Annotated in this window: 18 protein-coding genes and 1 pseudogene; 11 read left to right on the top strand and 8 right to left on the bottom strand. The window is 34.0% G+C overall.

Annotated elements, in window-relative coordinates; genetic code table 11:
• The first annotated feature begins 251 nt into the window (after positions 1–251).
• Positions 252–1454 carry a leucine-rich repeat domain-containing protein gene (locus KMW28_RS05075; RefSeq protein WP_169664419.1) on the top strand — a complete coding sequence of 401 codons (1203 nt, stop codon included), beginning with the start codon at positions 252–254 and terminating at the stop codon, positions 1452–1454.
• Between the two features lie 83 nt (positions 1455–1537).
• On the opposite strand, the gene KMW28_RS05070 is transcribed toward KMW28_RS05075, so the two are convergent.
• On the bottom strand, positions 1538–2662 hold the full coding sequence (locus tag KMW28_RS05070; RefSeq protein ID WP_169664418.1) for a toxin-antitoxin system YwqK family antitoxin: 1125 nt from the start codon (positions 2660–2662) through the stop codon (positions 1538–1540).
• Positions 2663–2864: 202 nt separating this feature from the next.
• Here KMW28_RS05070 and KMW28_RS05065 point away from each other — a divergent pair, with 202 nt between their 5' ends.
• The 5 genes from KMW28_RS05065 to KMW28_RS05045 all read left to right on the top strand — a co-directional run bounded on the left by KMW28_RS05065 (position 2865) and on the right by KMW28_RS05045 (position 6824).
• Positions 2865–3260, top strand: coding sequence for an energy transducer TonB (locus KMW28_RS05065; RefSeq protein WP_169664417.1), 396 nt, complete (start codon positions 2865–2867; stop codon positions 3258–3260).
• Positions 3261–3339: 79 nt separating this feature from the next.
• On the top strand, positions 3340–4179 hold the full coding sequence (locus tag KMW28_RS05060) for a tetratricopeptide repeat protein (protein WP_169664416.1): 840 nt from the start codon (positions 3340–3342) through the stop codon (positions 4177–4179).
• A gap of 24 nt (positions 4180–4203) precedes the next feature.
• On the top strand, positions 4204–5001 hold the full coding sequence (locus tag KMW28_RS05055) for a hypothetical protein (protein WP_169664415.1): 798 nt from the start codon (positions 4204–4206) through the stop codon (positions 4999–5001).
• 53 nt (positions 5002–5054) lie between these two features.
• Entirely contained in the window at positions 5055–5456 is a 402-nt protein-coding gene (locus tag KMW28_RS05050; RefSeq protein WP_169664414.1) for a hypothetical protein, read from the top strand.
• Between the two features lie 135 nt (positions 5457–5591).
• Complete coding sequence (locus KMW28_RS05045) at positions 5592–6824, top strand: hypothetical protein (RefSeq protein WP_169664413.1); 1233 nt, start codon at positions 5592–5594, stop codon at positions 6822–6824.
• 80 nt (positions 6825–6904) lie between these two features.
• Here the strand turns inward: KMW28_RS05045 and KMW28_RS05040 are convergent, their stop codons facing one another.
• Positions 6905–7306 (bottom strand): DoxX family protein, encoded by a 402-nt coding sequence (locus tag KMW28_RS05040; protein ID WP_205958187.1) that lies wholly within the window; start codon positions 7304–7306, stop codon positions 6905–6907.
• Between the two features lie 240 nt (positions 7307–7546).
• On the opposite strand from KMW28_RS05040, the gene KMW28_RS05035 reads away from it, so the two are divergent.
• The 3 genes from KMW28_RS05035 to KMW28_RS05025 all read left to right on the top strand — a co-directional run bounded on the left by KMW28_RS05035 (position 7547) and on the right by KMW28_RS05025 (position 10127).
• Positions 7547–8875 carry a hypothetical protein gene (locus tag KMW28_RS05035; protein WP_169664412.1) on the top strand — a complete coding sequence of 443 codons (1329 nt, stop codon included), beginning with the start codon at positions 7547–7549 and terminating at the stop codon, positions 8873–8875.
• Positions 8876–9366: 491 nt separating this feature from the next.
• Positions 9367–9639 carry a type II toxin-antitoxin system TacA family antitoxin gene (locus tag KMW28_RS05030; RefSeq protein ID WP_215585807.1) on the top strand — a complete coding sequence of 91 codons (273 nt, stop codon included), beginning with the start codon at positions 9367–9369 and terminating at the stop codon, positions 9637–9639.
• Complete coding sequence (locus tag KMW28_RS05025) at positions 9636–10127, top strand: GNAT family N-acetyltransferase (RefSeq protein WP_169664410.1); 492 nt, start codon at positions 9636–9638, stop codon at positions 10125–10127. Before KMW28_RS05030 ends, KMW28_RS05025 begins: the two co-directional genes overlap by 4 nt.
• 198 nt (positions 10128–10325) lie before the next feature.
• On the opposite strand, the gene KMW28_RS28690 is transcribed toward KMW28_RS05025, so the two are convergent.
• Positions 10326–10514, bottom strand: a complete 189-nt coding sequence (locus KMW28_RS28690) for a hypothetical protein (protein WP_369074749.1) — start codon at positions 10512–10514, stop codon at positions 10326–10328.
• A gap of 326 nt (positions 10515–10840) precedes the next feature.
• On the opposite strand from KMW28_RS28690, the gene KMW28_RS05020 reads away from it, so the two are divergent.
• Positions 10841–11137: a DUF4469 domain-containing protein gene (locus tag KMW28_RS05020; protein WP_169664409.1), complete on the top strand. Its 297-nt coding sequence runs from the start codon at positions 10841–10843 to the stop codon at positions 11135–11137.
• 282 nt (positions 11138–11419) lie between these two features.
• Here KMW28_RS05020 and KMW28_RS05015 read toward each other — a convergent pair whose 3' ends face one another.
• Together KMW28_RS05015 and KMW28_RS05010 are read right to left on the bottom strand one after the other, a co-directional pair.
• The gene (locus KMW28_RS05015; RefSeq protein ID WP_169664408.1) at positions 11420–11911 is read right to left on the bottom strand and encodes a hypothetical protein; all 492 of its coding nucleotides are present in this window, start codon (positions 11909–11911) and stop codon (positions 11420–11422) included.
• Positions 11912–11913: 2 nt separating this feature from the next.
• The gene (locus KMW28_RS05010; protein WP_169664407.1) at positions 11914–12501 is read right to left on the bottom strand and encodes a hypothetical protein; all 588 of its coding nucleotides are present in this window, start codon (positions 12499–12501) and stop codon (positions 11914–11916) included.
• 302 nt (positions 12502–12803) lie between these two features.
• Here KMW28_RS05010 and KMW28_RS28685 point away from each other — a divergent pair.
• Positions 12804–12959 (top strand): annotated as a pseudogene (locus tag KMW28_RS28685) (transposase); the annotation flags it as partial.
• Between the two features lie 591 nt (positions 12960–13550).
• Here KMW28_RS28685 and KMW28_RS05000 read toward each other — a convergent pair.
• The 3 genes from KMW28_RS05000 to KMW28_RS04990 form a co-directional block, all read right to left on the bottom strand.
• Positions 13551–14216, bottom strand: coding sequence for a hypothetical protein (locus KMW28_RS05000; RefSeq protein WP_169664406.1), 666 nt, complete (start codon positions 14214–14216; stop codon positions 13551–13553).
• Between the two features lie 231 nt (positions 14217–14447).
• On the bottom strand, positions 14448–16079 hold the full coding sequence (locus KMW28_RS04995) for a PfaD family polyunsaturated fatty acid/polyketide biosynthesis protein (RefSeq protein ID WP_169664405.1): 1632 nt from the start codon (positions 16077–16079) through the stop codon (positions 14448–14450).
• An 82-nt stretch (positions 16080–16161) separates the two neighbouring features.
• Positions 16162–23091 (bottom strand): beta-ketoacyl synthase N-terminal-like domain-containing protein, encoded by a 6930-nt coding sequence (locus tag KMW28_RS04990; protein ID WP_169664404.1) that lies wholly within the window; start codon positions 23089–23091, stop codon positions 16162–16164.
• Positions 23092–23135: the final 44 nt, after the last annotated feature.

The following is a 23135-nucleotide window of genomic DNA, read 5'->3' as shown; positions in this document are numbered from 1 at the left end:
TATACAACAATCTTTTTTTTATTTTTGATTACAATTTAATTCAAAACTATTACTACTAATTAAAATGACTTCATGTAACTCCTATCTTCTCTACTTCATTTAAAACAATCCCATAATGATTGTAATTCAATTCCATATACTTTTTAATTTAAAGAGTGGAAGAAAATGACTGAAAAGTTGCTAAAAACACATGAATATTTCTTTAAAAATGAGGTAATAGCCATATTTTTTTATCCTTACACACTTTAAATATGAAAAAACTACATATTTCATTACTCTTCTTACCTTTTATCTTGATAAGCTCTTTTGCAATAGGGCAGTCTGATTACAGAAAGGCACATTATGTCATCTCTCACTCTAAAAATAATTTTTTTAAAGGTTCGGAGGCGAACATTGCTAAGGCTAATTCAGAAACTGAAAGTTTAAGTTTAGCATTAAACAAAAATCAAGATGTCCCATTAAAAGTATACACGCTTACTAATTTGAAAGCACTTAGAATTAGTAGTATGTACAATACTAGCTTACCAAGAGTAACAAATCTTTCTAAAATAAGTAGTCTTGATAAACTTCAACATTTGTCTTTAAAAAAATTACAGGTTGCTCGATTCCCAGATGAAATTATTATTTCTAATAAATTAAAGACATTACAGATTAGTACAAGAAAAGTAAACTTAGATTACATTCCTGATTTAAGTAAAACGAATATTCATTATCTATCCATTAGCTTGTTTGATGATGCTAAGCCTCTACCTCTTACTAAAAACTTTAAAACAATCTTTGAAACTAGGACAATTGAAGAATTAGATTTATTCGAAGCTAAATTTAAAGATGAAGATTTAATAGGATTAAAAAACCTTGAAAACTTAAAGTACTTAAATATTTCACGATCTAATCTCAATAGTATTAACTTTATTGGGCATAATAAACAATTAAAAGAATTAAAAATTGTTGAAAGTGGTGTAACTGAAATAGGGTCTGAAATTGGGGCACTTAATAATCTCACTTACCTAAGTTTAAGCAATAATGATATTCAAAAAATTGCTCCAGAATTATATGATTTAACTAATCTGGTAACACTTAATTTATCATATAGCAAAAATTTAGAAAGTGTCTCAAACGATATTAAAAAGCTTCAAAATTTGCAATATTTAAATCTAAGAGGTAGTAAAATAACTGAAATTCCTGCAGGAGTTTTTGAATTAAAAAATCTTATTGAGTTAGATCTCTCCAATACCAATATAACAAGTATTCCTGAGGATATTTTAAAATTAGAAAAACTAGAAGTTCTTAGAATTAGTAGCAAAGAACCACAAGCATTAATAATTGATGCTAAATTGCTTTCACAATTAAAAAATCTAAAACAGGTTCAAGTTGCATCAACGAGTAAAGTAGAAAAAGATATTAAGAAGCAGGCTAAAAAATTAAAAAAACTCAGACCTGAAATAAGTATATAAAACTTAAAATGATAGGTGAATTTCAATTAACATGAATGCCACCTATCATTTTTTTCATTGGATCACATAAATCATCTTGATCTTTAATAGACCATCTTTTTCCTTGAGTCATCCCACTTCCCCTCTCTTATCTTCTTTCCATCTTCTGTATAAGTAGAATGGTAGATCAGTTTATTGTTTTTATAAATTCTGTAGAGTTTTAACTGACCAGAAGGATACCACTGCTTACAATCCCCATTCTTTTTCCCTTTTGAATAAGTAATTTGAGAATCAATGGATTTAGGATAATCATAATAATAGGTTTCTTTACCTTCTACTAATCCATCTTTAAGTGATTTTACACCATATATTTTTCCATTAGTGTCCTCAGAATATTCTATATACTTTCCTTCTAGTTTGCCATTTTTATATTCACAAACTACATCCTTGAAACCATTTTCGTAAAAAGATTGGAACTTCCCATCGATTAGACCATCTACATAAAAACATTGGGTTTTCACATTTCCATTCTCATAATATTCTGTGTACTCACCCACTCTATTTTGATCCTCATAACGTACCTTTTCTTGCAACTGACCATTCTCAAAATACGTCAGTTCATCACCCATTCGCTTACCTTCTTTGTAGGTTCTTTCAACAAACAATTGTTTATTCTTAGTGTAATAGAAATACTTACCATCTTTTAAATCATTGCGGTATTCTATCTTCTCCTTGATATTACCATTATCATAGTATTTCAAATATTCACCTTCCAATTTGCCATTCTTAAAATGAGACACTTCTTCCTTATTCCCATCTTCAAAATAAAAATAACAAATCCCTTCAGGTAGACCATTTACATAAAACTTATGAAACATTAATGTTCCATCATCATAATATCTCTTATGATCTCCTGACAGTTTTCCATGATCATATGTTTTTTCTGAAATGACGATTCCCTTATCCGTAAACTTTTTAAAAACACCGTGCTTCTCCCCTTTTTCATAATGCTCTATTCGGTAGACTAAATGATTAGTCTTCACTGATTTGAAATAATACGTCCACTTACCGTGTTTCTTACCATTCAAAAGGTGGCCTTCTGATTTTTTTAATTTTCCACTGGTATAGTTTACCTGCTCCTCCAAGCTATCTTGATGTACTTGAGCAGTAATTATATGAGGGATAACCACTAAAAAAAAGAGTAGGTATATATTGATCTGAAAACGCATATTAAAATGTTTGTGGGGAATTGATAATTGAAATTATGGTTTTCGGTGGAATAATAAAAGGAAGAAGTAAAAAAGGTCTGTCTATGATATAGTAACTTTTCTTAGAGATTCTATTGTATAACAACAATGCGATCCTTTTATTTTTTATCAATAAATTAAATATCTATTTTTAAGGGTATCAAAAAACTAATTTACAGACTATATGAAATCTCTTATGATCTCTTTGTGCCTTCTATTTGGCACTGCTTTAATCTCTAATGCCCAAGACACAGCAGACAACTCAGAAAAAGTATTTACTGTTGTTGATGAAGAAGCAAGTTTTCCAGGTGGAATGAGAAAATTCTATCAAATCATGGGTGAAAACATGAAATACCCTGAAGAAGCCAAAGAAGCAAAACAAGAAGGAAAAGTGTATGTACAGTTCACTGTTCTAACTGACGGTAGTTTAAATGATTTCAAAGTAGTGAGAGGAATTGGACATGGATGTGACGAAGAAGCCGTACGTCTATTTAAAACATCTCCAAAGTGGAGACCTGCAAAAAAAGACGGAAAACCTGTAAATCATAGAATGTTTTTACCCCTAACTTTTAAGTTATAATTATCAAGCTGTTTGTAGTAAAAACTAATACTACAAACAGCTCATCTTGGTCCTTTTCTTAGCAAAAACTTTTTCCCTCATGAAACAAATTCTATTCATCTTCTTCTTATTCTCTATTACTCATTGCATCAGTCAAGATTATCAAAAAGCATTTGATAACGCTAAAGCAGATAAAAATGTTGAATTACAAGAGAAGATATTAAACGATTGGGCTTCTAGTAACACATCTCCAGAATACTATCTTGCCAAAATCACTTTCCAATACGAACAAAGTTTTGTAGAATTTATAAGTTTAGGAATACCTGAATACAGCAGATCAAATAAACCAAAGAAACAACGATCTCTTGATAGGGATAAATTTCTAGAGGTAGTAAAAACAGCAAAAGAAGGCATTGACAAATTTCCAAATCGGATTGACATTAGACTGTCCATCCTTAATAAATGCGTTGAGCATACAAAAAAAGATAACCTGAGAGAATTTGCTCAGAGTTTAGCGGTACAAAATAAGTCGAACAAAGGAAAATGGTTGACTACAAATAATGAGGAGTATCAAAATGATATATTAGCACTCTTAGAAAGTTATCAAGCGGTTTTAAGGAAAAATAGTGATTATGATAATCTAATCAGATTATCAGAAACTATACTTGATTACCATCCCAAACACTTATTAAGTTATGAATGTATTTGGGGTTCATTTATGTCCTTATCTGATTATGAAAATGCCATTCAATATCTCAAAAAAGCAGAAAAAATAGATAAAAATAACTCAAAGGTGATTTACAATCTTGCTGAAGCTTATGAGTACTCGAACAAACCAAAATTGGCAATAAAATATTACGAAAAATATAATAAAGTAGAACCAAAATATACGGATACAATCAATAAAAAAATTGAACGGTTGAAAAATTCGGTCCAATAATTCTATATCAAAAACTAATTAATCATGAAAGCAAACATTTTAGACTTAGTCAAATACTTCATTTTAAGTATCATTCTATTCTCTTGTCAAAATAACAGTAAAAACCCAACATCCTTAAGGTTAAAAGAGTTATACTTAGATGGTTATTTGGATAGAGAATATTTTTATGATGAAGACGGTAATATCACTAAAATTATCCATCAGCCGTATGATCCTGAAAGAACATTTGAATCTATAATTACAAGAAATGGAAGTAATACTAGAGTAACTAATACTTATATCAAATCTGGAATAATTAATTCTACAAACACGTATACTAAACGAAATGATAATTTATACATCAGAGTTGATTCAATTTTTAATCTTGAAGGCAACTTAGATAATGTAAAAGAAATTGAATATTACTACGAAGATCCTAACTTTGGTTATTCAAAACTAATAGTGAATTACGATGAAAATTATAGTAATTCAAATGATGTCTATATAGGAACATATTTAGATGAGAATGGTAGTATTATGGAAGATATTACTTCTACTTATAAGGATGGAAGGGAAGTCACTTCTAAACGATATAAATACAAAGATAATTCTCCAAATATTTTTGCAAATACACATATTATTCAGAAAAACTATAGAATTAAAAGTGGTAACATCACAAATGGCTATTATTTAACATGGTATGGTGATACTTCGTTTGTATGGCAATATGAATACACATTTGAAAACGGTATCCCTGTTAGTTCAATTTATACGAGTAGATTTCCCAATTCTGATAACTCTTCATCAAAACAACAAACATTATATGAGTACAAATATTATTAATAATGAAAGCAAACTCAAGAGTTACAAATAACCTCTTTAATGAATAAACTAATATGATAGAACTAATTAAAAAGAATAAAATTACTCTAGTGGTAATATTACTTATTGGTGTAGTAGCCATGTGTAACAAAAAAAGTCATGAAGCATCTTTTAAAAGCAAGTTAGAAGAGCCTGTCGTTGGTCACTACTACGTATTTGATGATTTCCCTAAACTAGGAAGCGAATACATTTTAAAAGTCGATAAAATTGAAGAAGACAGGATCATCTTCCTACTCCCAAAGTACAGCTACATTATTGGTAGCACATCTAGTGATCGTTACAGAAAAGTGAGAGATGAAGATCAAGCAGGAGAGTTTTTTTCAGATGAAAAAATTGCTGTTAGAAAATATGAAATCATCAAAATGTCTAAAGAAAGTAGCGTTGGGAGAAAGCCTGCTTTGAAAGATATATTTTAATTTCAGGGGCTTTTTCGTGTTCACTAATAGGTAAACTAAGAATATACTTATCTATAAGTTCTGAAAAACTTTTTTTGATTGTCTTTCAAGACCAATCTATTTAACTATACAAAAATTCATAAACTTTTTTTACTAATGAAAATCTCTTTCAACAAACTATTCTTCATCCTTTATTTCGTTGCTGTACTTAGTAGTTGTACAGAAGAAAAAGTCACTCCAGAAATTGTACCTGATGATGATACAACTACTGAAGTTGAAGAAAAAGAACCACAACCACATCCACAACGACCTTTATTCAGAACTGATGATTTTATCTACACCTTCGACAGAATCATGAGAGGGTGTTATGGCGGTAATTACGTTATGACATCAGAATTAGATGGAAATACATTACTTAAAACTACTGCTTCGATTCCACAACTAGGAAAATTTGGTGAAGACATTATTACATTCAAACATATTACAGATGAATATGATTCTGTAATCACTACGAATGTTACTTTTAACGATACAGATTATCAAGTAGAATTAGATTATGAAATGACCAATTCCCCACATTTAATTACATATATCAATTCTTCAACTGGTCTAATTAGATCTGTAAAAAATAACCTTCTAAGTCCATTTAATCGCATTTTACATGAATCATATAGTGAAGGGGATTACAATTTAATATTTTACAATCAACACGGCACTGAAAACGGATTAGGAATAGATCGATTTGAGAACAACTATCCTATTCCTTATGATGGACACGTGGCTTACGATGAACAAAATAGAGTGGCAATTGTAGAAATCCCTGGAAGTTATGGCTATCGATATGAATATACCTACGATGATCAACAAAGGTTTAGTACGATAAAATGTGCATCAAATAACTATTATACTAATGACTACATTAAAAGATTTGAGTACTTTGAAGATCACTTTGTCGTAAATATTAATTATGATGAAAATTCATCTGAAAAAGGCTACTATGATGTATATTATGGAATGAATAAAAAGGTTTTAAAGAGCAGAAATAATCAAGACACCTATTATGTTGATACTTATTTTGCTTTAGATACTGCTCATTTAATGTTATATAATAAAGAACACCTCATCTACAAAAAAGATCATGATAATGAAGGTCAACTATCATTAATATTAAAAAGAACTATAGAAGATCAATATGTACGAAATAGTGAAGTTAAATTTAACGTTTACGATACCAATAATGTTTTTTTAGGTACAATGGATTTTCACAACAATAATTTTACAGATACTGAAGGTGTAATACACGGTGGTAGACCTGAGTTTTTAGAAGATATTTATTTCTCTTACGGCGTTACATTCTATAATCCAATGTCAACCCATATACCATTTTAATTGAATATCACTAAAACTGGGGTTTAATTTTCAGAATTAAACCCCGGTTTTTTTGTTATATCGAATCTAAATTTGAAAACCTATCTTACTGACCAAGCCCAAACAATAAGCAAAGGATGAATAAGTAACAATCTCACCCAAGCGACCCAAATAGGAGTGCATAAACTTTGCAGGCCCACACATGCCCCAATTTCAATAAAATAGACATGAGAAGGTATAAAAGCGATTAACATCAGAATAATACCTTGTACAGCCCTTTTTCTGGTACTTGAAAAAAGTACTCCCAATGCCAATAAAATTTCAACAGCACCACTTATCAAATTGATGAGATCGGGATAAGGAAAATAAGGAGGGATCAGAGGAATATAAAATTGTGGATGTATAAAATGATTGATACCTGCTACAAGATAGAATAGAATTAAAAGCCATCTAAAGGCTACTTTTAAACGTGTCTTTTGATAGATTTTTAAACTGTTGTACATTTTATATTGGATTTAATCTAACAGGGCGTTATTAGATTGTATTTGATAAACATTATTGTAGATATTTTCTCTTCAGATTACTAACTTGTACATGCTTACAAAAGTTTTTGGAGGAGAAAATTTTCTTGGTATTCAGCCAATAGATATCAAGAAGAACTAGTTTTTTATGAGTGAATTTTAAACTTCAAATGAATAAAGTACTTTTACCTTAATAAAGTAAACAAACAATCTATTAGTGAAATGAAAAAAACAATTTATCTACTAGTACTATTTATTATCACAATATCTTGTACTAAGAATGAAGTTGAACCTATTGATACAACTGAAAAACCAACTGAAAAACCAACAGAAGAAGAAACTGAAAAAGAAACGGAAGAACCAACAATAGAAAGCTGGAAGAAACCTTATTTCGACTATTTAGTAGGGTCTGATAATAAAATGTGGTTACTTGATAAAGGTAACAGAGGGCATATTGCAATTGGCCCTGGAGAATCTTACGAACCTACTTGGTGGGTATGTGAAATTGATGAATTTGAAGGAAGAGGAGTTTATGATGATCAAATGAGTTTTTCTATAGAAGATAGCTTATTTAGTTTGATAAACAATCAATCAACATTGGTTTTTGATGATAGTGACCAAAAGAATAGAAGCTATTATGATAGTTTAGGGGGAAAGTTATTAATTGATGAAAATAACCATATTACTTATGAAATTGATTTTCCCAATACAAACCAGTGGAAATGGGATCTTTATAAAGAAGATGATAAAGTATTTCTTGATTTTAAGAATGGTGCTTTTCCAATATATCATAGAGACTTAAATTTGAGTTACGAGATAACTTTATTGAATGAAAATGAATTAGAATTAAGAGCTTTAAGTAACAATAAAACTCTGGCTCATTATTTTATCTTCAAAAGAGATGGTTATACAAGACCTGATGTTAGTACTGAAGTTAAGCAAGCGTTATTAGCTATTTACAATGAAATGGATGGACCAAATTGGAATGAAGATCATGATTTTAATAGTGATAAACCAGTAAGAGAATGGAGAAATCTTAAAGTTGATAATAATGGAAAATTAATTTCTTTAAATTTATCTGGTAAGGGTTTAAAAGGTAATATTCCTTCTTCTATTAGTCATTTGAAAGATCTTAAATTCTTGTATTTAAATGACAATGAAATTACTCAAGAAAATATATCCTTGATTGGAAATTTAGATAGTCTAGAAATCTTGGATTTAAGTAATAATAGAATGGAAGGAACATTGCCTACTTCTTTTTCACAGCTATCTAAATTGATTACATTAAAACTGAGTTACAATCAATTTTCAGGAGTTATTCCAAATGAATGGAGTAATTTATTAACCTTAAATAATTTACTGCTAAATGACAATCAATTAGAAGGAGAAATTCCTTCTTACTTATTGAATTTTGAAGAATTTTGGAGTTTTAAAATTGAAAACAATAACTTCTCTGGTGTTATACCTAAAGACCTATTCGATAAGTTAAAAAGTTATGCACCTTGGAATGAATTCACTTATGATGAAAAAAATGATCCTTATAAAAATTAAAATAAAAAAGGTTTAAAGAATTTATAACTAAGTGATTGACCTGCTCTATTTAACTGTACAGTAAGTTAAATAGAGTAGATCCAACAGTAAAAAAACATACTCCGTTCTTAACACCACGCACTACTACCTCTGTCAAAAAAACCTTGATTATTAAAGAATTACCCTTTAATATTACACCCGATTTGAATACTAACACTCATTGCAAGCTGCGATAACGATACTACCTAAAGCTAATGACTCTTTAGATCATAAACAAAAAATTCCTAAAAGGTAAAAGTATCATCACACTCTCAATGATTCATTCAACATCACATAAATATTTTTTTAATAAAACCTGACTTTAACGATGACTAATGAAAACAATCAAGTAGACCTATTTTTGAAATACGAACATATAAAACACTGATATTATGCCATTTGAATACTTAAATATTAAATCATATTAGTGTCTTAAATTCGTTATTTCCGTAATATTTCCGTAATTTTACATTATGAATACGACTAAAAAAGCTCGAATGGAAACGCAACTTCCTGCCGAAAAAAAAGAACGATATCAAAAGGCTGCTAAAATTAAAGGGTTTAGTACTTTAAATAATTTTATTATTTCTGTTATGGATGAGAAATCTGATGAAATAATTGAGGCACATGAGCAAATTCTTCAAACAGAAAGAGATAAAGAATTATTTTTTAAAACCTTAGAAAATCCTCCAGAATCAAATGAGGCATTAAAGAAGGCAGTACAGAACATCGATACTTTATTATGAGTGTAGAAAAACTAAGTAAAACTAAACATGGTAAAGAAAGAAAGCGTTTTGACTGTACCAACGAATCATTAAATAAATACCTCAAAGAAACGGCTAATCAAGATCAGAAAGATCGCTTGGCTGTTGTTTATGTTTCATACGATGAACAAGCAAACGAAATAAAAGGCTATTACACTTTATCTAATGACGGTATTTCTGCCTCTGATGTTCCTGAACATTTTAAGGCGAAATACAAAAATCTAAATGTTACTTTAATTGGAAGGTTAGCCGTTAATTCCAAATACCAAGGTAAAGGAGTTGGAGGTGCATTATTGGCACATGCGATAAAAACATGTATTATGGCTTCTAACGTTATCGCTTCTTCAGCAATTATCGTGGATCCTATAGATAAAAAAGCAGTCTCATTTTATAAACATTACGGTTTTATAGTATTAGATTCGGGAAGAATGTTTTTGGCGATGAAAACCGCTATTGATGCTTTTGGTTAGGTGCCCCCTGTTATTAGTGTTCAGCCGACAGGAGTCACTAAGAACTTAACCATCGTATAAGTCTGCGACTTATATCCAAAATAACAATCGTAATAAGTCACAGACTTAAACAATAATATAGTTCGTAGTAATGCATTCGCTTAACACTACAAACAGTAAAAGATTTTATTTCTTATCTATAGTAGTAAAACTTTGAATCTAACTTTTTAGTAGCTCAAACAGCCTTCTATTAATGTATAAATTTATTTTCCCTACCTTCTGCACTTCTAAAATATTGATCTTGACTAACTCGTTTAAATATTTCGTAGCGGTTCTTCTATCGATTTTCAAACTAGTTGTTACATTTTCAATTTTCGAATAAGGTTGATTGAATAATGTTTCTATCATGAACATATCAAACTCTATATGTACATAAAACAACAAAATATGTACATAAGGTTATTTTCATGTACATGTTATGTACACATAATCATTGTCATATACAAAAAACGCCCTTTTATGTACATATCATCTCTGTGATTAGTGTTAAGCCGACAGGCGTCACTAAGAACTTTCCCACCGTATAAGTCTTCGACTTATAACCAAAATAACAATTGTAATAAGTCAAGTATAGTTCGTAGTGATGCATTCGCTTAACACTACAAAAAGATATTATTGTTAAAACCAAAGTAACGGTATTAGGACAAGCACAAACCGGCCCTGTATTATTAAGAGTGACCGATAGCTTGACGGGAGACGTGAATAATGAAATCACACCAAACAATGCCGTCACCCTTTTTGGAGATCGCATCAAAATTGAAGGAGATGAGGCACATCAAGAGGAAGTAGGTTTATTCTTTGTGAATCTTGAGGATCAATCCAAAACGAAAGTATCACAGCTAATCAGTAATGAAAATAAAGCGGTGATCTTTATGGTTCCTACTCTTCCGAAAGGGAATTATGAGCTGGAGTTGGTGAGTTTGAATAAACTGATAAAATCACCTATAAAAGAACATTTGAAAATGTTTTAATCGTTAATAAAAATACCAAAGAAGGTCATTTAGAGTGAAAAAATCTCTGAATGACCTCTTTTTTTAGCTATATAAAGTCTTTTGACAAGGTCGAAAGCTTAACCCATAGATATTTGATTTAGGTCGTTACTAAGAACTTTGGAATTTCTAATGGTACGTGAACCACAAAGCGTTATGGCTCTACAAAACGGTAATCTTTCAATGATAGTACTAACCTAATTAATCACACACATAGAAGGTTTTGTTTTAGGTGATGATAATATATTTATTAACAAATGTTTTTTATGCTTCTTCGGTTGGTGGTTCTTCATTATTTGGAGTTGGTTTAGGTCTTACTCTCAAAGGCTTTCTTGGAGCTTCAGGTAAAGGTACTAAAGCTTTAATACTATAATATTTAAATGTATTTCGTGTTATATTTCCACTTTCAAGATATCTACTAAGAGCTTTTTCTAAGTCATTTCTTAAATAGTCTTCATTCTCAAATTTCGCATAAAATTGATACCTAATAACTTCCTGTATTTGGTATATGATACTATTTAAATCATTGGCTGTTACAATACTTGTTTTACCAATTTTATAACGTCGTGGTAAACCTTTGTTAGCTCTACCACCTCTCAAACTTCTAATTGTTCTTGGTCTATTTCTACTATATTGAGCTAATTGAGAGGAAGACATTACATCTATTTTTAATGTAAAATTATATTTCTCCTTTCTATTCTTTATTACTTCAATTCTTAAACCAGCTTTTAATGGTGAATATACTATAAGTTTCATTATTATTTTGAATGATTGTTTGTGTGATTTTTATATTGAATATCTGATATTATTTCAGCTACAAATCCTACAATACCAGTTGATATCTTTTTGTCATTTATCAATTTATCGTACTTTGATTTAAGCTTTTTGTAACTTTCTTTATCATTGCTTAAATCATCGGAGATCATCCTAAGATTTATCTTGTCATAAATATCTAAAGTTTCTTCTTTTAACTTCTGAAAGTCAGGTACTATTTCACTCCAATAATTAGTAGTTTTTTCAAATTTAAGATACTTATCCATCAGCTCAAATACCCCAACTAATAAACCTAAAAGACTAAGTAGACCAAGATTATTATTTAATAAATTAATGATAGAAGAGTCTTCATCTTTATTCTCTTTCAAAAAGTAAAATAATCCACTCGAACTTGCCCCAAATACCAATGCATACGATTTATATAATATGAGAAAAACTTTATTGAGAAGACTATTAAACATAGCAGTCTTTTTAATTTTATCTGACCTTTGAGATAGCCTCCAAAAATCATGTCTTAAACTATCAAATTCCCTTGCCATTCTTAAATCTTCTTCAGTTTGCTCCTTTTCCATTAATTCTACTTTTTAGTTAAATATTATAATTAATCAAATATAATATTTAACTAAAATTTATCATATCTCTCCACACTAATTTAAGGATATGACTTAAAACCAAAAAACATTTCATTACCAACTCCCTTATCACTAAATTCAAAAATAAAAACTAATTAAAACGATTCAACATGGCAAGAAAACATATCTTCTAAGATAAAGAGGTATTTTATTTTGTTACTATTTCTGTGGAATATTGGATAGACTTTTTTACAAAAAGAAGAATACCATAATATCGTCCTTTAAGTCTAAAATATTGCCAAAAGGAAAAAGAACTAATTATTCATGCATATGTGATAATGAGTAATCATATTCATCTTATTATTTCAAAAGGATTACATATAAACATCTCAGACATTCTTAGAGACTTCAAAAAGTACACTTTTAAATCTATTATAAAAATATTCAGAACAATGTAGTTGAAAGTAGAAAAGAATTGATGCTCTGGATGTTTCAAAGAGCTGGTCAGAAAAATTCCAGGAATAAAATGTATCAATTTTGGATACAGCACAATAACCCTATTCTTTTGGATACATCTGTAAAACAACAATAATGTTTAGATTATACTTATAACAATCCTATCAAAGCACGAATTGTTCAAGATACGAAAGACTACTTATATTCTAGTGCTTCTAACTATCATGGTATAAAAAATAATCTGTTGGAGGTCGATGTTTTGGGATGAATATTATAGTTTTTTTAGGTTTCAAATTTAAAAGAATATGCTAGTTCGTGGTGACGTCTATCGGCTTAACACAGCGAACCGTTTTGAAGATATTTAAATAAAAAGCCCTTTTACTTTATGAAATAAAAGGGCTTTTTTAATGATTATTAAATTTCGTTTTGTTTCATTTTTTGGTCGACTAGTTTTTACCAGATACGACTCCAAATTCTAGTGTTTGACATTATGATATTCTTTAGATTGTTTATGTTTTTATTTTGCTAGTTAATAATACGATGGAAAATTAGCAAATAACTAATTATTTAGCAAATTTTACAATAGTTTAATACTATTGTCCAATTAACTCTTCAGCCAGCTTTTGCTCTATTCCATATAAATCATTCGTTGAATCATGGATATGTCCAGGTAAAATATCTTTCTTTTTTGTGAATAGATGACTGAACATTCTAGTTTCACCAGTAGTTGAATGGGTAGCCTCTATTTGAAGACATATTTCATCTTGATCAGCTAATTTATTATGTAACTGTGTAGATGCATTACATCTAACATGGGTAACGTGATCTGTATAATCCGATTTCCACCATTTATAACCATCAAATGTTATCTCACCTTGACCTGCTGTTCCTTCCAAATTAATAAAGTGAGCCATTGTACATTTAGTATCAGAGTCAATCATCTCATGATGCAGTAAAGTTACTCTAACTTTAAATAAAGACTTCCAAGTTTTGTTCACTATCTTAAACCAATATAACTTTCTTTCTTTATCATAAACGATAATTGGGGATATCTTCATTCTAGGTCTGGGAGTTAGAAATTTAAATAACCATGACCCAAGAGCTCCAGTACCTGCTGATAAAACAATAAATGATACTATTCCCCATGATTCTGATACAAATTCTGTTGCTACCTTATTGAAGTAAGCACTAGCAACAGATGCAGAGTCAATTGAAGCTCCAATAGTATCTGCTTGAAGTAATATAAATTCTAGATTCATTTTAATTGATTGCAAAAAATTCTTTCCAAAAAATAAAATTACTAATTAATTACTATTACTTAAAAAAAATCCTCTCTATTCTAATTATCAATCTATAAACGTTACTTAAAACTTTTTCACGTTATCAATCTACAACTCATAACATATATAACCTTCAAACAAAAAGACCCCGGCACCAAAAGTCCCGGGGTCTATAATAAATAAGATATGAATGAGTCTGTTCGCGCTTGATTAATATCTTACGCTCGCAGCCTTGTATTTACCATCGATTTGTACACCTTGCATCTCTAAGTATTGCAATCTGTACAGGTAGGCTGCACCGTTAAATAAAGCATGTGCAACGTCTACTGCTTTACGGTTTTCCCATTGCTCAAGAGGAGTACCTTTTACCCACTCGTTGAATGCACCCATGGCAGGACCACACCAGATTTGGTAATCCAACTCTCTACCTTTCACACCACGGTTAGCCCATGATGAAGAAAGACCTAAGTACCAACGGAAGATCAATGCCATCTTACGCTTTGGATTATTTTCTGATCTTGTGATTTGTTCTGGATCACGCTCTTGGAAAAACTCGATACACATTTTCCAGATGTTCTCTAACGTATCTTGGAAAACGGTTTTCTCTAAAGTTGTTCTTTCTTTGGCTGGAATAGCATCGATACCATCGTAAGCGATGTATGTATCGTATAACTTTTGTGCTCTTAAGGCGAACAACGTACCTTTCTTCAATACCTGAAGTTTCACTCCCAATTCGAACATGTCTGATGCTGGCGCCATCATGATGTCTGTCATACCCGCTTGTGCTAGCACTTTACGAGAATGGTCTGATGCACCCGACTCTAAACATGCTTGGTTGATAGAACCTGTCACTACAAATGCTGCACCCATAGCGAAAGCTGCCAATACCGATTGAGGTGTTGAAATACCACCGGCAGCACCTACACGTACTTGCTCAGGGTAGTTCAATTCTTCTTGGATTCTATTTCTTAGCAATAATACCGATGGCAATAACGACACCAATGGTCTGTTATCTGTATGTCCACCAGAATCTGCTTCTACTGTAATGTCATCGGCCATAGGAACAGACAAGGCTAATGTCGCTTGCTCTGCTGTAATCTGACCTTCTGCTACCAATTTATCTAAGATCGACTTTGGTGCCGGACGCATAAATTTCTCCGCTACTTCTAAACGAGATACCTTAGCGATAATCTTGTTTTCCATATGGATCGATCCATCCGCATTTTTGCGTAACCCTGCCGCTCTAAACTTCACTACAAATGGCGTTAAGTCCATAAATGCAGACGCTTCAATCACTTTCACTCCACGCTTTAAGAACAACTCACAAGCTTCACGCTCTAAAGCTACTTCGTTTGGCGAGTGAATTAAGTTAAACGCATATGGTCCGTTAGGTAAAGCCGTTTGAATTTTATCAATTGCTTGCTCGATTCTTGAAGGAATCAAACCACCTGCACCAAAAGAACAAAGCATCCCTGCCTTACCTAAGGCAATCACCAAATCTTCTGATGAAATACCGTTGGCCATGGCACCACCCATGTAGTTATATTTCAAACCATAAGCTGCTCTGAACGATGGATCTCCCAATGCTTCTGGAGCATAAGCAGGAATATTGGCTAATAATTCTGCAGATTGTAAATCAGATGATGTGGCTGTACCCATACCATCCGCTACACCTACTGTTCCTTCTTGGTTTCTGATAACAAAAAGCTGCTTGTCCAATTTCTCAAACTGCTGCTTGATCTCCTCAGTTGTATATTTTGCAAAGCTTGAAGCACCGAACCACTTGGAAGTGGATTTTGTGGATGTCTTTAAGCCGCTGTTTTGTATTGCTGTTGTATTCATTTTTTAGAAATTAAATAAGCTTATGAGGGGCATTCGAGAGGGGCCATACGTGGATGGCCCTCTTAAGCTCTTTGGAGGATAATTAGCTGATCACCAATGAAAGATCCGTAATTTCATAAATTCTCAAATCTCCTTTCCAAAGATTCGCATCTACTAAAATTACCACTTTACCATTCTCCTTGATCACCTCTTTGATATGGCAATCCAAGTTCATTGTTGGATCTCCTTGAAGAATCTGACCTCTGTATTTCCAAACTGTTTTGTTTGGAGCGTGGTGATTGAAACCTACATTGGTCATGCCCTCACCTAAGTTGTTTTGCAATGCCCAAACTTGAACTGCTTGGTGGATCGCTTCAACACCTAATGAACCTGGCATTACAGGATCTTGGTAGAAGTGACAAGTGAAGAACCAATCGTAGTTATGGATGGCACGAGTGGCGTGGATATAACCTTTACCGTACTTACCACCTTCTTTTATGATTGTAGCACTGTCTAACAAGTTCAACTGATCTTCTGCCAAGTGTAATCTTGGAGAAGCTGGGTTGGTCGACTTGTACAACTTCATTTTACCGAACAATGAATCTAAGTTGAATGTGATTGCATTCTTCTTGTCGTAAGCTGTTACATCTTTCCATGCAGCTACTTTCTCGCCTGAGTCAAGACCTGCTTGAGACGATAGGTCGGCTACAGTAAAGAATCCGAATGATGATTGACCTACGTAGAATACTGTTCCATCCACTGAAAGTTCGAAAGTGTAACGTTGCAATACTGTACCTGCAAGGTTGGTATGCGACGTCATCACTACTTTGTTGGTGATTGTTTTACCTCTAAGGTCAACGTCTACTAACATCTCGCCGTCACCGTCTAGGTTACGGAAGAATAAGTCTTTGTCTGGCACAGATAAAGTTGATCCCAAGTAAGCACCTAAGAAACCACATGGTTGAAGGGCTACTTCCATCAATACTGAATAAGGCATTACTGGAGAAGCATTTTGCTTGAAGTACCATGCGTCTACAGGAACATCATATTCTGAAATGATTGTTGGATTGTTACTAAAGTCATGTCTCTCATTGCTGATTGATAAAACTCTAGAGATTACTTGAAGATCCGTGTTTGGCTGACGTGATAATGAACGTCCTTCGAATACTTTGTACTCATCGCCGAAACATTTGTATACCGGACCTAATGCGAATTGAGTGATGTCGCCTTCGTCTAATAAAACGGGCTTGTTCACTGGCTTCACATACACACCGTGGTTCGTGTTGGCTAAGTCCTTTTTATATTGAGGGTTGTCTTTTTCTTGTAAACGAAGACCTAAGTTTTCGAAGTATACAGACGACAATCCGTCATAGATAATTTCTAAGTCAGCTACTACGTATGGCTCAGGAACTAAACCTACTTCCTTCACGTCCATACGATAAATTAGCTTACCATCTTTAGCGTTTACCTCTTTACGACATCTTACTTTTTGAGGGATGTCTAATACAGGTTGGAAACGAGCGTCTTTTGTTAAACGCTGCATACCCATGTATAACATTAAGAAACGTAATAACTGTCCACCGCCTTCAGCTTGTAATGAACCTGCTAATACTTCGTCATCTCTAAAGTGACAAGGGAAGTACCAATCGTCGGCTTTCAAATCTTTCTCTGCTTCAATCCATCCTAGACCAGCATGACCACCTTTAATATCTAACTTAGTGATACGGTCCAACATCAAGATATCTTTTGGAGGAAGACGTAATGATTTGTTTCTACCTAATGTATTGTAATCCGAACCAAATACACCTTCTAAATCACCTTGAGTTAACGCTAAAAGCTCCTCTTGGTTGAAAGTAGTTTTATCACAGTGTAAAAGTGGCTCGAAGAATTGCTTCTTACGGTTGTTTCTTTCTTCTAATTCCTCTGGTTTGTAGACTACACCTTGACCTTCTGCCAAATCAGCTTCGTTGAAGAAACCGGCACATCCGCCACGCATCTTCAATACCATTCTGTCCTCAACATAGCAGTCGTAACGGAAGAAGAATAATAAGTTGTTACCATTACGAACATAGCTATCGATGCTGATGTCGTAACGTAATGTTTGTCCTTCGAATGGAAGATCGTCCAAGAAAGTCAATGTACAGTCTAGTAGACGGTATTTGTACTCTCCTTTGTTTTGGAAGTCAATCCCCAAATATGAAATCAATAATAAGTCACACTGACCAGATTCTACTGCTACTGCCCAAGGAATTTGACCGTCTGTAGCGAACCATGAGTTGTAAGGAATATCGTATTCCGTTGTTAAGCTCGATGGCTTGTACTCGTTTGTTTTGGCATTCAATTTTGTTACACGGCTCACCAATAAGTATGGAGGCATTGGCAACATTACACGACAAGGATACGTGTCGATAATTGAGTACTCTGGACCAAATACGTCAGCAATTTTACCTGTAGCGAAAGTCAATAGATCTTGTTCATTCCAGATTGCATCTTTCTTGCTCGCTTTGTAATCAGGTGCATCGAAATCATAAAGCGCCAAGCCATTCTCAGCGATCTTTTGTTTCACCTTATTTTCAATCACATCTAAGGTTGAATTCTTATCCATATCTTTGGTAGTTTGTTCTTCTTTTTCTGATAAAGCAAACATGTCGAACTCCTCTCCTGCCAATACAGGTTCTGCGGTGTTGACTCTGTTCGTTGAATTTATGAAGGCTGCCTTGTTCTCTGCAGTGAATGCAAATTCTTTAAAGCGATTTCCTCCAGTATGTAAAGTTTTAAAGATTTTCTTCTTTTGAATGCCTTTCATTGATGTTTTGGCGATGATGGCTTGAAGATCAAGTTCTACTCCTTGACCTAACAATTGAGCGATCATACCCATGAAGCTTTTCAATGAATCAGATCCTTTACGGTCTGTAGCAATTGTTGCATGCTCTTCTCCTTTTAAGATCTCACCAATCCATCTCGAAAGCGTGGCATTTGCCCCCACTTCAATAAATAATTGATGACCATCCGCATGCATACTTCTAATCAATTTCGGAAGGTTCACTTCTTGACAACATACCTCTTTGGCGTTGTTGGCAATCACCTCTTCATTGATCACTAAAGGTTTTTGTGTTACACCAGAATACACTGTTTTTGTCACTTCCTTCTGTAATGGAAGGTTGTGCATCGTAATGAATTCTTCCGTTACTCTACGGATAAATGGATGGTGCACACAGTTGTTGATGGTTAATGTCACCGAAGAAAGGGCATACTTTTGCATGATCTCTTCTAGGATGTCATTATCACCAGACAATATGATTTCAGAATCGGTATTGATGAACGTTAAGTACACTCTTTCGTACTTCCCTTCCACCTCGTTTCTAAACCAATCTTCTAGCGTTGCATAACCAAGTGTCTGTGCATTTAGGGTAATCAAACGGCTTCTCCATTTTGATTTTGCAGTAGCAGCGTCCATGCCCCATTCTTCACCAAGAACAGTCATTGCACCGCCAACCACTTCAGAGAAGATATTCGACTCTAAGAATTTTTCATCTACTTGATGTCCATCCCAAAGTCCTTGACCGTACCATAAGCTAGACGTTTCCCCCATGCTATACCCTGCCAAAGAATCTGCTTTTACTTTTAAGATATCTTGAAGAAGCACTGTATAGGCCGTCGCAAAGGCAACACCAATTGCCATGACAGGAAGTGCATTGGTTCCCAAATTCTCTTCTTGTAATTTGATTTCCTCAGCCGTTGGCTTTTTCAGTGTTCTAGGGTATAAATATTCTGTAAAGAACGCTCTGTTCGGGTAGTTTACAGAATCTTTGATGTGGTCATATAAGCTTGGGAACATCTGCAATAAAGATGCACCAAAACCTTGATAAGCTGCACCAGAACCTGGGTAGACCATAGCTACTTTTCCATCTTTCCCGATTGGGTTAGGATTGTAGTAACTACCTGTTGGCATTTGTAACGCTTTCTTTCCTTTATAAGCATCTTTCATATGTGCTTGGAAGAAGGCAACATCACGCATTAATTCCTTCTCGTTTTTAGCAACGAAAATTGGTTTAATAGGTGCTGCAGGGTTAAATGCCTCACAAAGTTTGTCTGATGTTTCATTGAAACCTAAGGTCTCCACATCTGTTAGAATCCCTAACAGTTGCTCGTTAATACCCGCCGGTCTTTCAATAGATAGAGGGAATAAACGTTCTCCTCCTTTGGCTAAGTAAGGGCTACGCTCGTCCAGTTGAGGGTGAGATCCTTCTGACATTAAAACATGTGCCGAAGAACCATCAGTCGCTAAACCTGAGATCGCTGCTCTTAATGTATCTTTTCCTTCTTCTACTACCCATGGTGAAGATACCTGAGGAACGTAGAAAGGTGTGTTTTTAAATTTCTCCTCAAATTTAGGCCCCGACCACTGTGGAGTAGCTGGAATAAATCTGTGGTATAAAGCTAAAGCTGATCGGATAATCGAAGCGATACCTGAAGCTGAGAACGTATGACCTACAGTGGCTTTGGCCGAACCTAAGGCACATGTCAGTTTCTCGTCTTCTGATTGATATACTGATGTTAATCCTTCAATCTCTGCTTTGTCTTCAGAAGGAATACCTGATGCTGACACTTCCAACAATCCGATATCAGAGGCATTCAAACCATTACTTTGTAATAATTCTTCTGCTCCTTGTGCTACGGCTTGAGGGTTAATTTCACCATTCAGAGATGATAAATCAGATTGTACAATGGCTACATCATCAATTTGAGCATACACACGATCGTTTTTCGCGTCTTCAGCTCTCTTGATCACAATAGCACCTGCACCTTCACCGATATTCCAACCGTTTGTTTCTGTGTTCCAACCGAATGAAATATCACCTGTATTGACTGGGTTTAAAACATGACGGCTCAATACACCTTCCATGCTACCGGCCAAGTCGATGGCACCTACTACTACGGCATCTACTTCACCTAAAGCCAACATATTTCTCGCTACATCCAATGCTTTATACACCGCATTTTCGTTGGATGAAATTGTGAATGAAGGTCCAGTAAAATCCCAAAGAGCAGAAACTCTACTTGAGATAATGTTACCGATAAAGCCTGTGTGTTCCGATGGAGAGTGGTCTTCGAAGGCTTGGAATACAGAGTTCTTTAAAACATCAGAAAGTGATTCTTTTTTCTGCACATCCATTTCTAGACCTGCCATTTCCAATGCTTTCTCTACCTGCCAAATTAGATCCCAACGTCCCATACGGTGGTGGATTTCCAATTCAGATTCCATTGCTGTTAATACGGCAATGTTGGCTCCTTTTCCTTCGAGTTCTTTCAAACCTGCATCATGTAATGCTCGGTCTGCCACTGTTAACATTAAAGTCTGCTGCAACGTTAAACGTTCCGCTTCTTTCGGTTGGATTTTGAATCGAAGAATATCCAAATCAAATTCTTCCAACCACGCTCCTTTCAAGCGTTTTATATCTTCTAACCCCAATCCTTTCTTCAGGGTCTCCAATTCTTCCATACCTTTCCAACGATTGGCCGGAAGGTCCTTGAAGAATTGCTGACCCTGATAAAGTGATAAATAAAAATCTTCCAAGCTGGCACATCCACCGAAGTGAAGATCCATGCCAACAATTGAAAGAGGTTGTTTGGGTGATGTAATCTGTTCTTTTTCTGCCTCTACTTTCTCATCGTAAGCGGATAAGATCATGTGGGCATTTGTACCACCAAAACCGAAAGCATTGATACCTGCGTGAGGTAACTCTCCTTTTTGTGGCCATTCTTTATTTTCCAACATCATTTGATCTCTACCGACCTTTTGATCGTTGGAATGTACAGCACCATCAATTTTGATTGTAGCTGGGATAAATTTCTTTTGCATCGCCAAGATCACTTTCAACATACCTGTCATACCGGCAGCTGTTAGCAAGTGTCCCATGTTCGATTTTACTGAACCTAAGAATGGAGGTCTTACCTCTTCTTGTGCAAAGAAATCGCTGATTGAATTGATCTCTGTGGTATCACCTAGTGGCGTACCTGTTGCGTGACACTCTAGATAATCAATTTCTCCTGGAGTTAAGTTGGTGCCTTTGTAAGCTCTTTCGAAAGATAGCTTTTGTCCTTTTGGATTAGGACTTAAAAGGAATTTCCCTTTACCATCATTCGATAGACCTACACCATCAATAACTGCTAGGATTTTATCACCATCTTTTTGCGCATCACTTAGTCTTTTCAAGACCACCATACCCGCTCCTTCTGATGATGTCAATCCTCCTGAAGTATTATCTAAAGGAGCTGACTTTTCATTCATACGAGCATATGCATGGAAATAAGAGAAGCCCATGTGAATAAACAATGGATCGGCACCACTTACAGCACCTGCCAACATCATATCGGCTTTACCCAATTGCAATTCATCAATGGCTAATTTGATGGCATATAAACTTGATGCACATGCTGCATCAAGAGAATAGTTGGTCGACGTTAATCCTACTGCTTGAGCAATCAAGGCAGAAGGTGAATTCGTCAATAAAGTTTCATGAATATTCGCATCGTAATCGGTGTTAGCAAAAGGAACTTTCACTTGTTCACCTGTCAGCTCTGTGAATACCTGACCAGCCATATCTGCATAAATTGGTGCAAATATTTGGCGAGAACGACGTGTAGGAAATGACAAGTTACCCACAATAACACCACAGTTTTTATCCTTAGTGTTTTGCCAGTAACCACTGTCTTGTAAAGCTTGTTGAGCTACATGTAACGACCACTTAAATTGATCGTCTTGTTTTGTTAGTAAGTCTTTAGAGATATTGTATCCCTGAGGGTCAAATTGGAAGTCACGTACGTAACCACCACGAACCGCGTAACATTTATCGAGCTTACCCTTTTCTGTATGATACAAACGTTCGGGATCTTGTCCGAAAGTCTGTTCATCAGAACGAGTAACAAGGTCTTTGTTATCGAGTAGGTTATTCCAGAAGGTATCCAAATCGGATGACCCTGGGAATAATCCTCCCATACCAATGACTGCTATTTTATCTTTTTTGCTCATTCTATATCTTATCTGTAATGACGGAATGGTATTTTAAAATAAGG

It is taken from the genome of Flammeovirga yaeyamensis, from assembly GCF_018736045.1.
GTDB lineage: Bacteria > Bacteroidota > Bacteroidia > Cytophagales > Flammeovirgaceae > Flammeovirga > Flammeovirga yaeyamensis.
Note: the sequence above shows the minus strand (reverse complement) of the source record. Positions and strands in the feature narration are given on the sequence as shown.

Excerpts from the sequence above, each read along its gene's own strand:
- KMW28_RS05075 (WP_169664419.1), top strand. The coding sequence starts at position 252 with ATGAAAAAACTACATATTTCATTACTCTTCTTACCTTTTATCTTGATA.
- KMW28_RS05070 (WP_169664418.1), bottom strand. The coding sequence starts at position 2,662 with ATGCGTTTTCAGATCAATATATACCTACTCTTTTTTTTAGTGGTTATC.
- KMW28_RS05065 (WP_169664417.1), top strand. The coding sequence starts at position 2,865 with ATGAAATCTCTTATGATCTCTTTGTGCCTTCTATTTGGCACTGCTTTA.
- KMW28_RS05060 (WP_169664416.1), top strand. The coding sequence starts at position 3,340 with ATGAAACAAATTCTATTCATCTTCTTCTTATTCTCTATTACTCATTGC.
- KMW28_RS05055 (WP_169664415.1), top strand. The coding sequence starts at position 4,204 with ATGAAAGCAAACATTTTAGACTTAGTCAAATACTTCATTTTAAGTATC.
- KMW28_RS05050 (WP_169664414.1), top strand. The coding sequence starts at position 5,055 with ATGATAGAACTAATTAAAAAGAATAAAATTACTCTAGTGGTAATATTA.
- KMW28_RS05045 (WP_169664413.1), top strand. The coding sequence starts at position 5,592 with ATGAAAATCTCTTTCAACAAACTATTCTTCATCCTTTATTTCGTTGCT.
- KMW28_RS05040 (WP_205958187.1), bottom strand. The coding sequence starts at position 7,306 with ATGTACAACAGTTTAAAAATCTATCAAAAGACACGTTTAAAAGTAGCC.
- KMW28_RS05035 (WP_169664412.1), top strand. The coding sequence starts at position 7,547 with ATGAAAAAAACAATTTATCTACTAGTACTATTTATTATCACAATATCT.
- KMW28_RS05030 (WP_215585807.1), top strand. The coding sequence starts at position 9,367 with ATGAATACGACTAAAAAAGCTCGAATGGAAACGCAACTTCCTGCCGAA.
- KMW28_RS05025 (WP_169664410.1), top strand. The coding sequence starts at position 9,636 with ATGAGTGTAGAAAAACTAAGTAAAACTAAACATGGTAAAGAAAGAAAG.
- KMW28_RS28690 (WP_369074749.1), bottom strand. The coding sequence starts at position 10,514 with ATGATAGAAACATTATTCAATCAACCTTATTCGAAAATTGAAAATGTA.
- KMW28_RS05015 (WP_169664408.1), bottom strand. The coding sequence starts at position 11,911 with ATGAAACTTATAGTATATTCACCATTAAAAGCTGGTTTAAGAATTGAA.
- KMW28_RS05010 (WP_169664407.1), bottom strand. The coding sequence starts at position 12,501 with ATGGAAAAGGAGCAAACTGAAGAAGATTTAAGAATGGCAAGGGAATTT.
- KMW28_RS05000 (WP_169664406.1), bottom strand. The coding sequence starts at position 14,216 with ATGAATCTAGAATTTATATTACTTCAAGCAGATACTATTGGAGCTTCA.
- KMW28_RS04995 (WP_169664405.1), bottom strand. The coding sequence starts at position 16,079 with ATGAATACAACAGCAATACAAAACAGCGGCTTAAAGACATCCACAAAA.
- KMW28_RS04990 (WP_169664404.1), bottom strand. The coding sequence starts at position 23,091 with ATGAGCAAAAAAGATAAAATAGCAGTCATTGGTATGGGAGGATTATTC.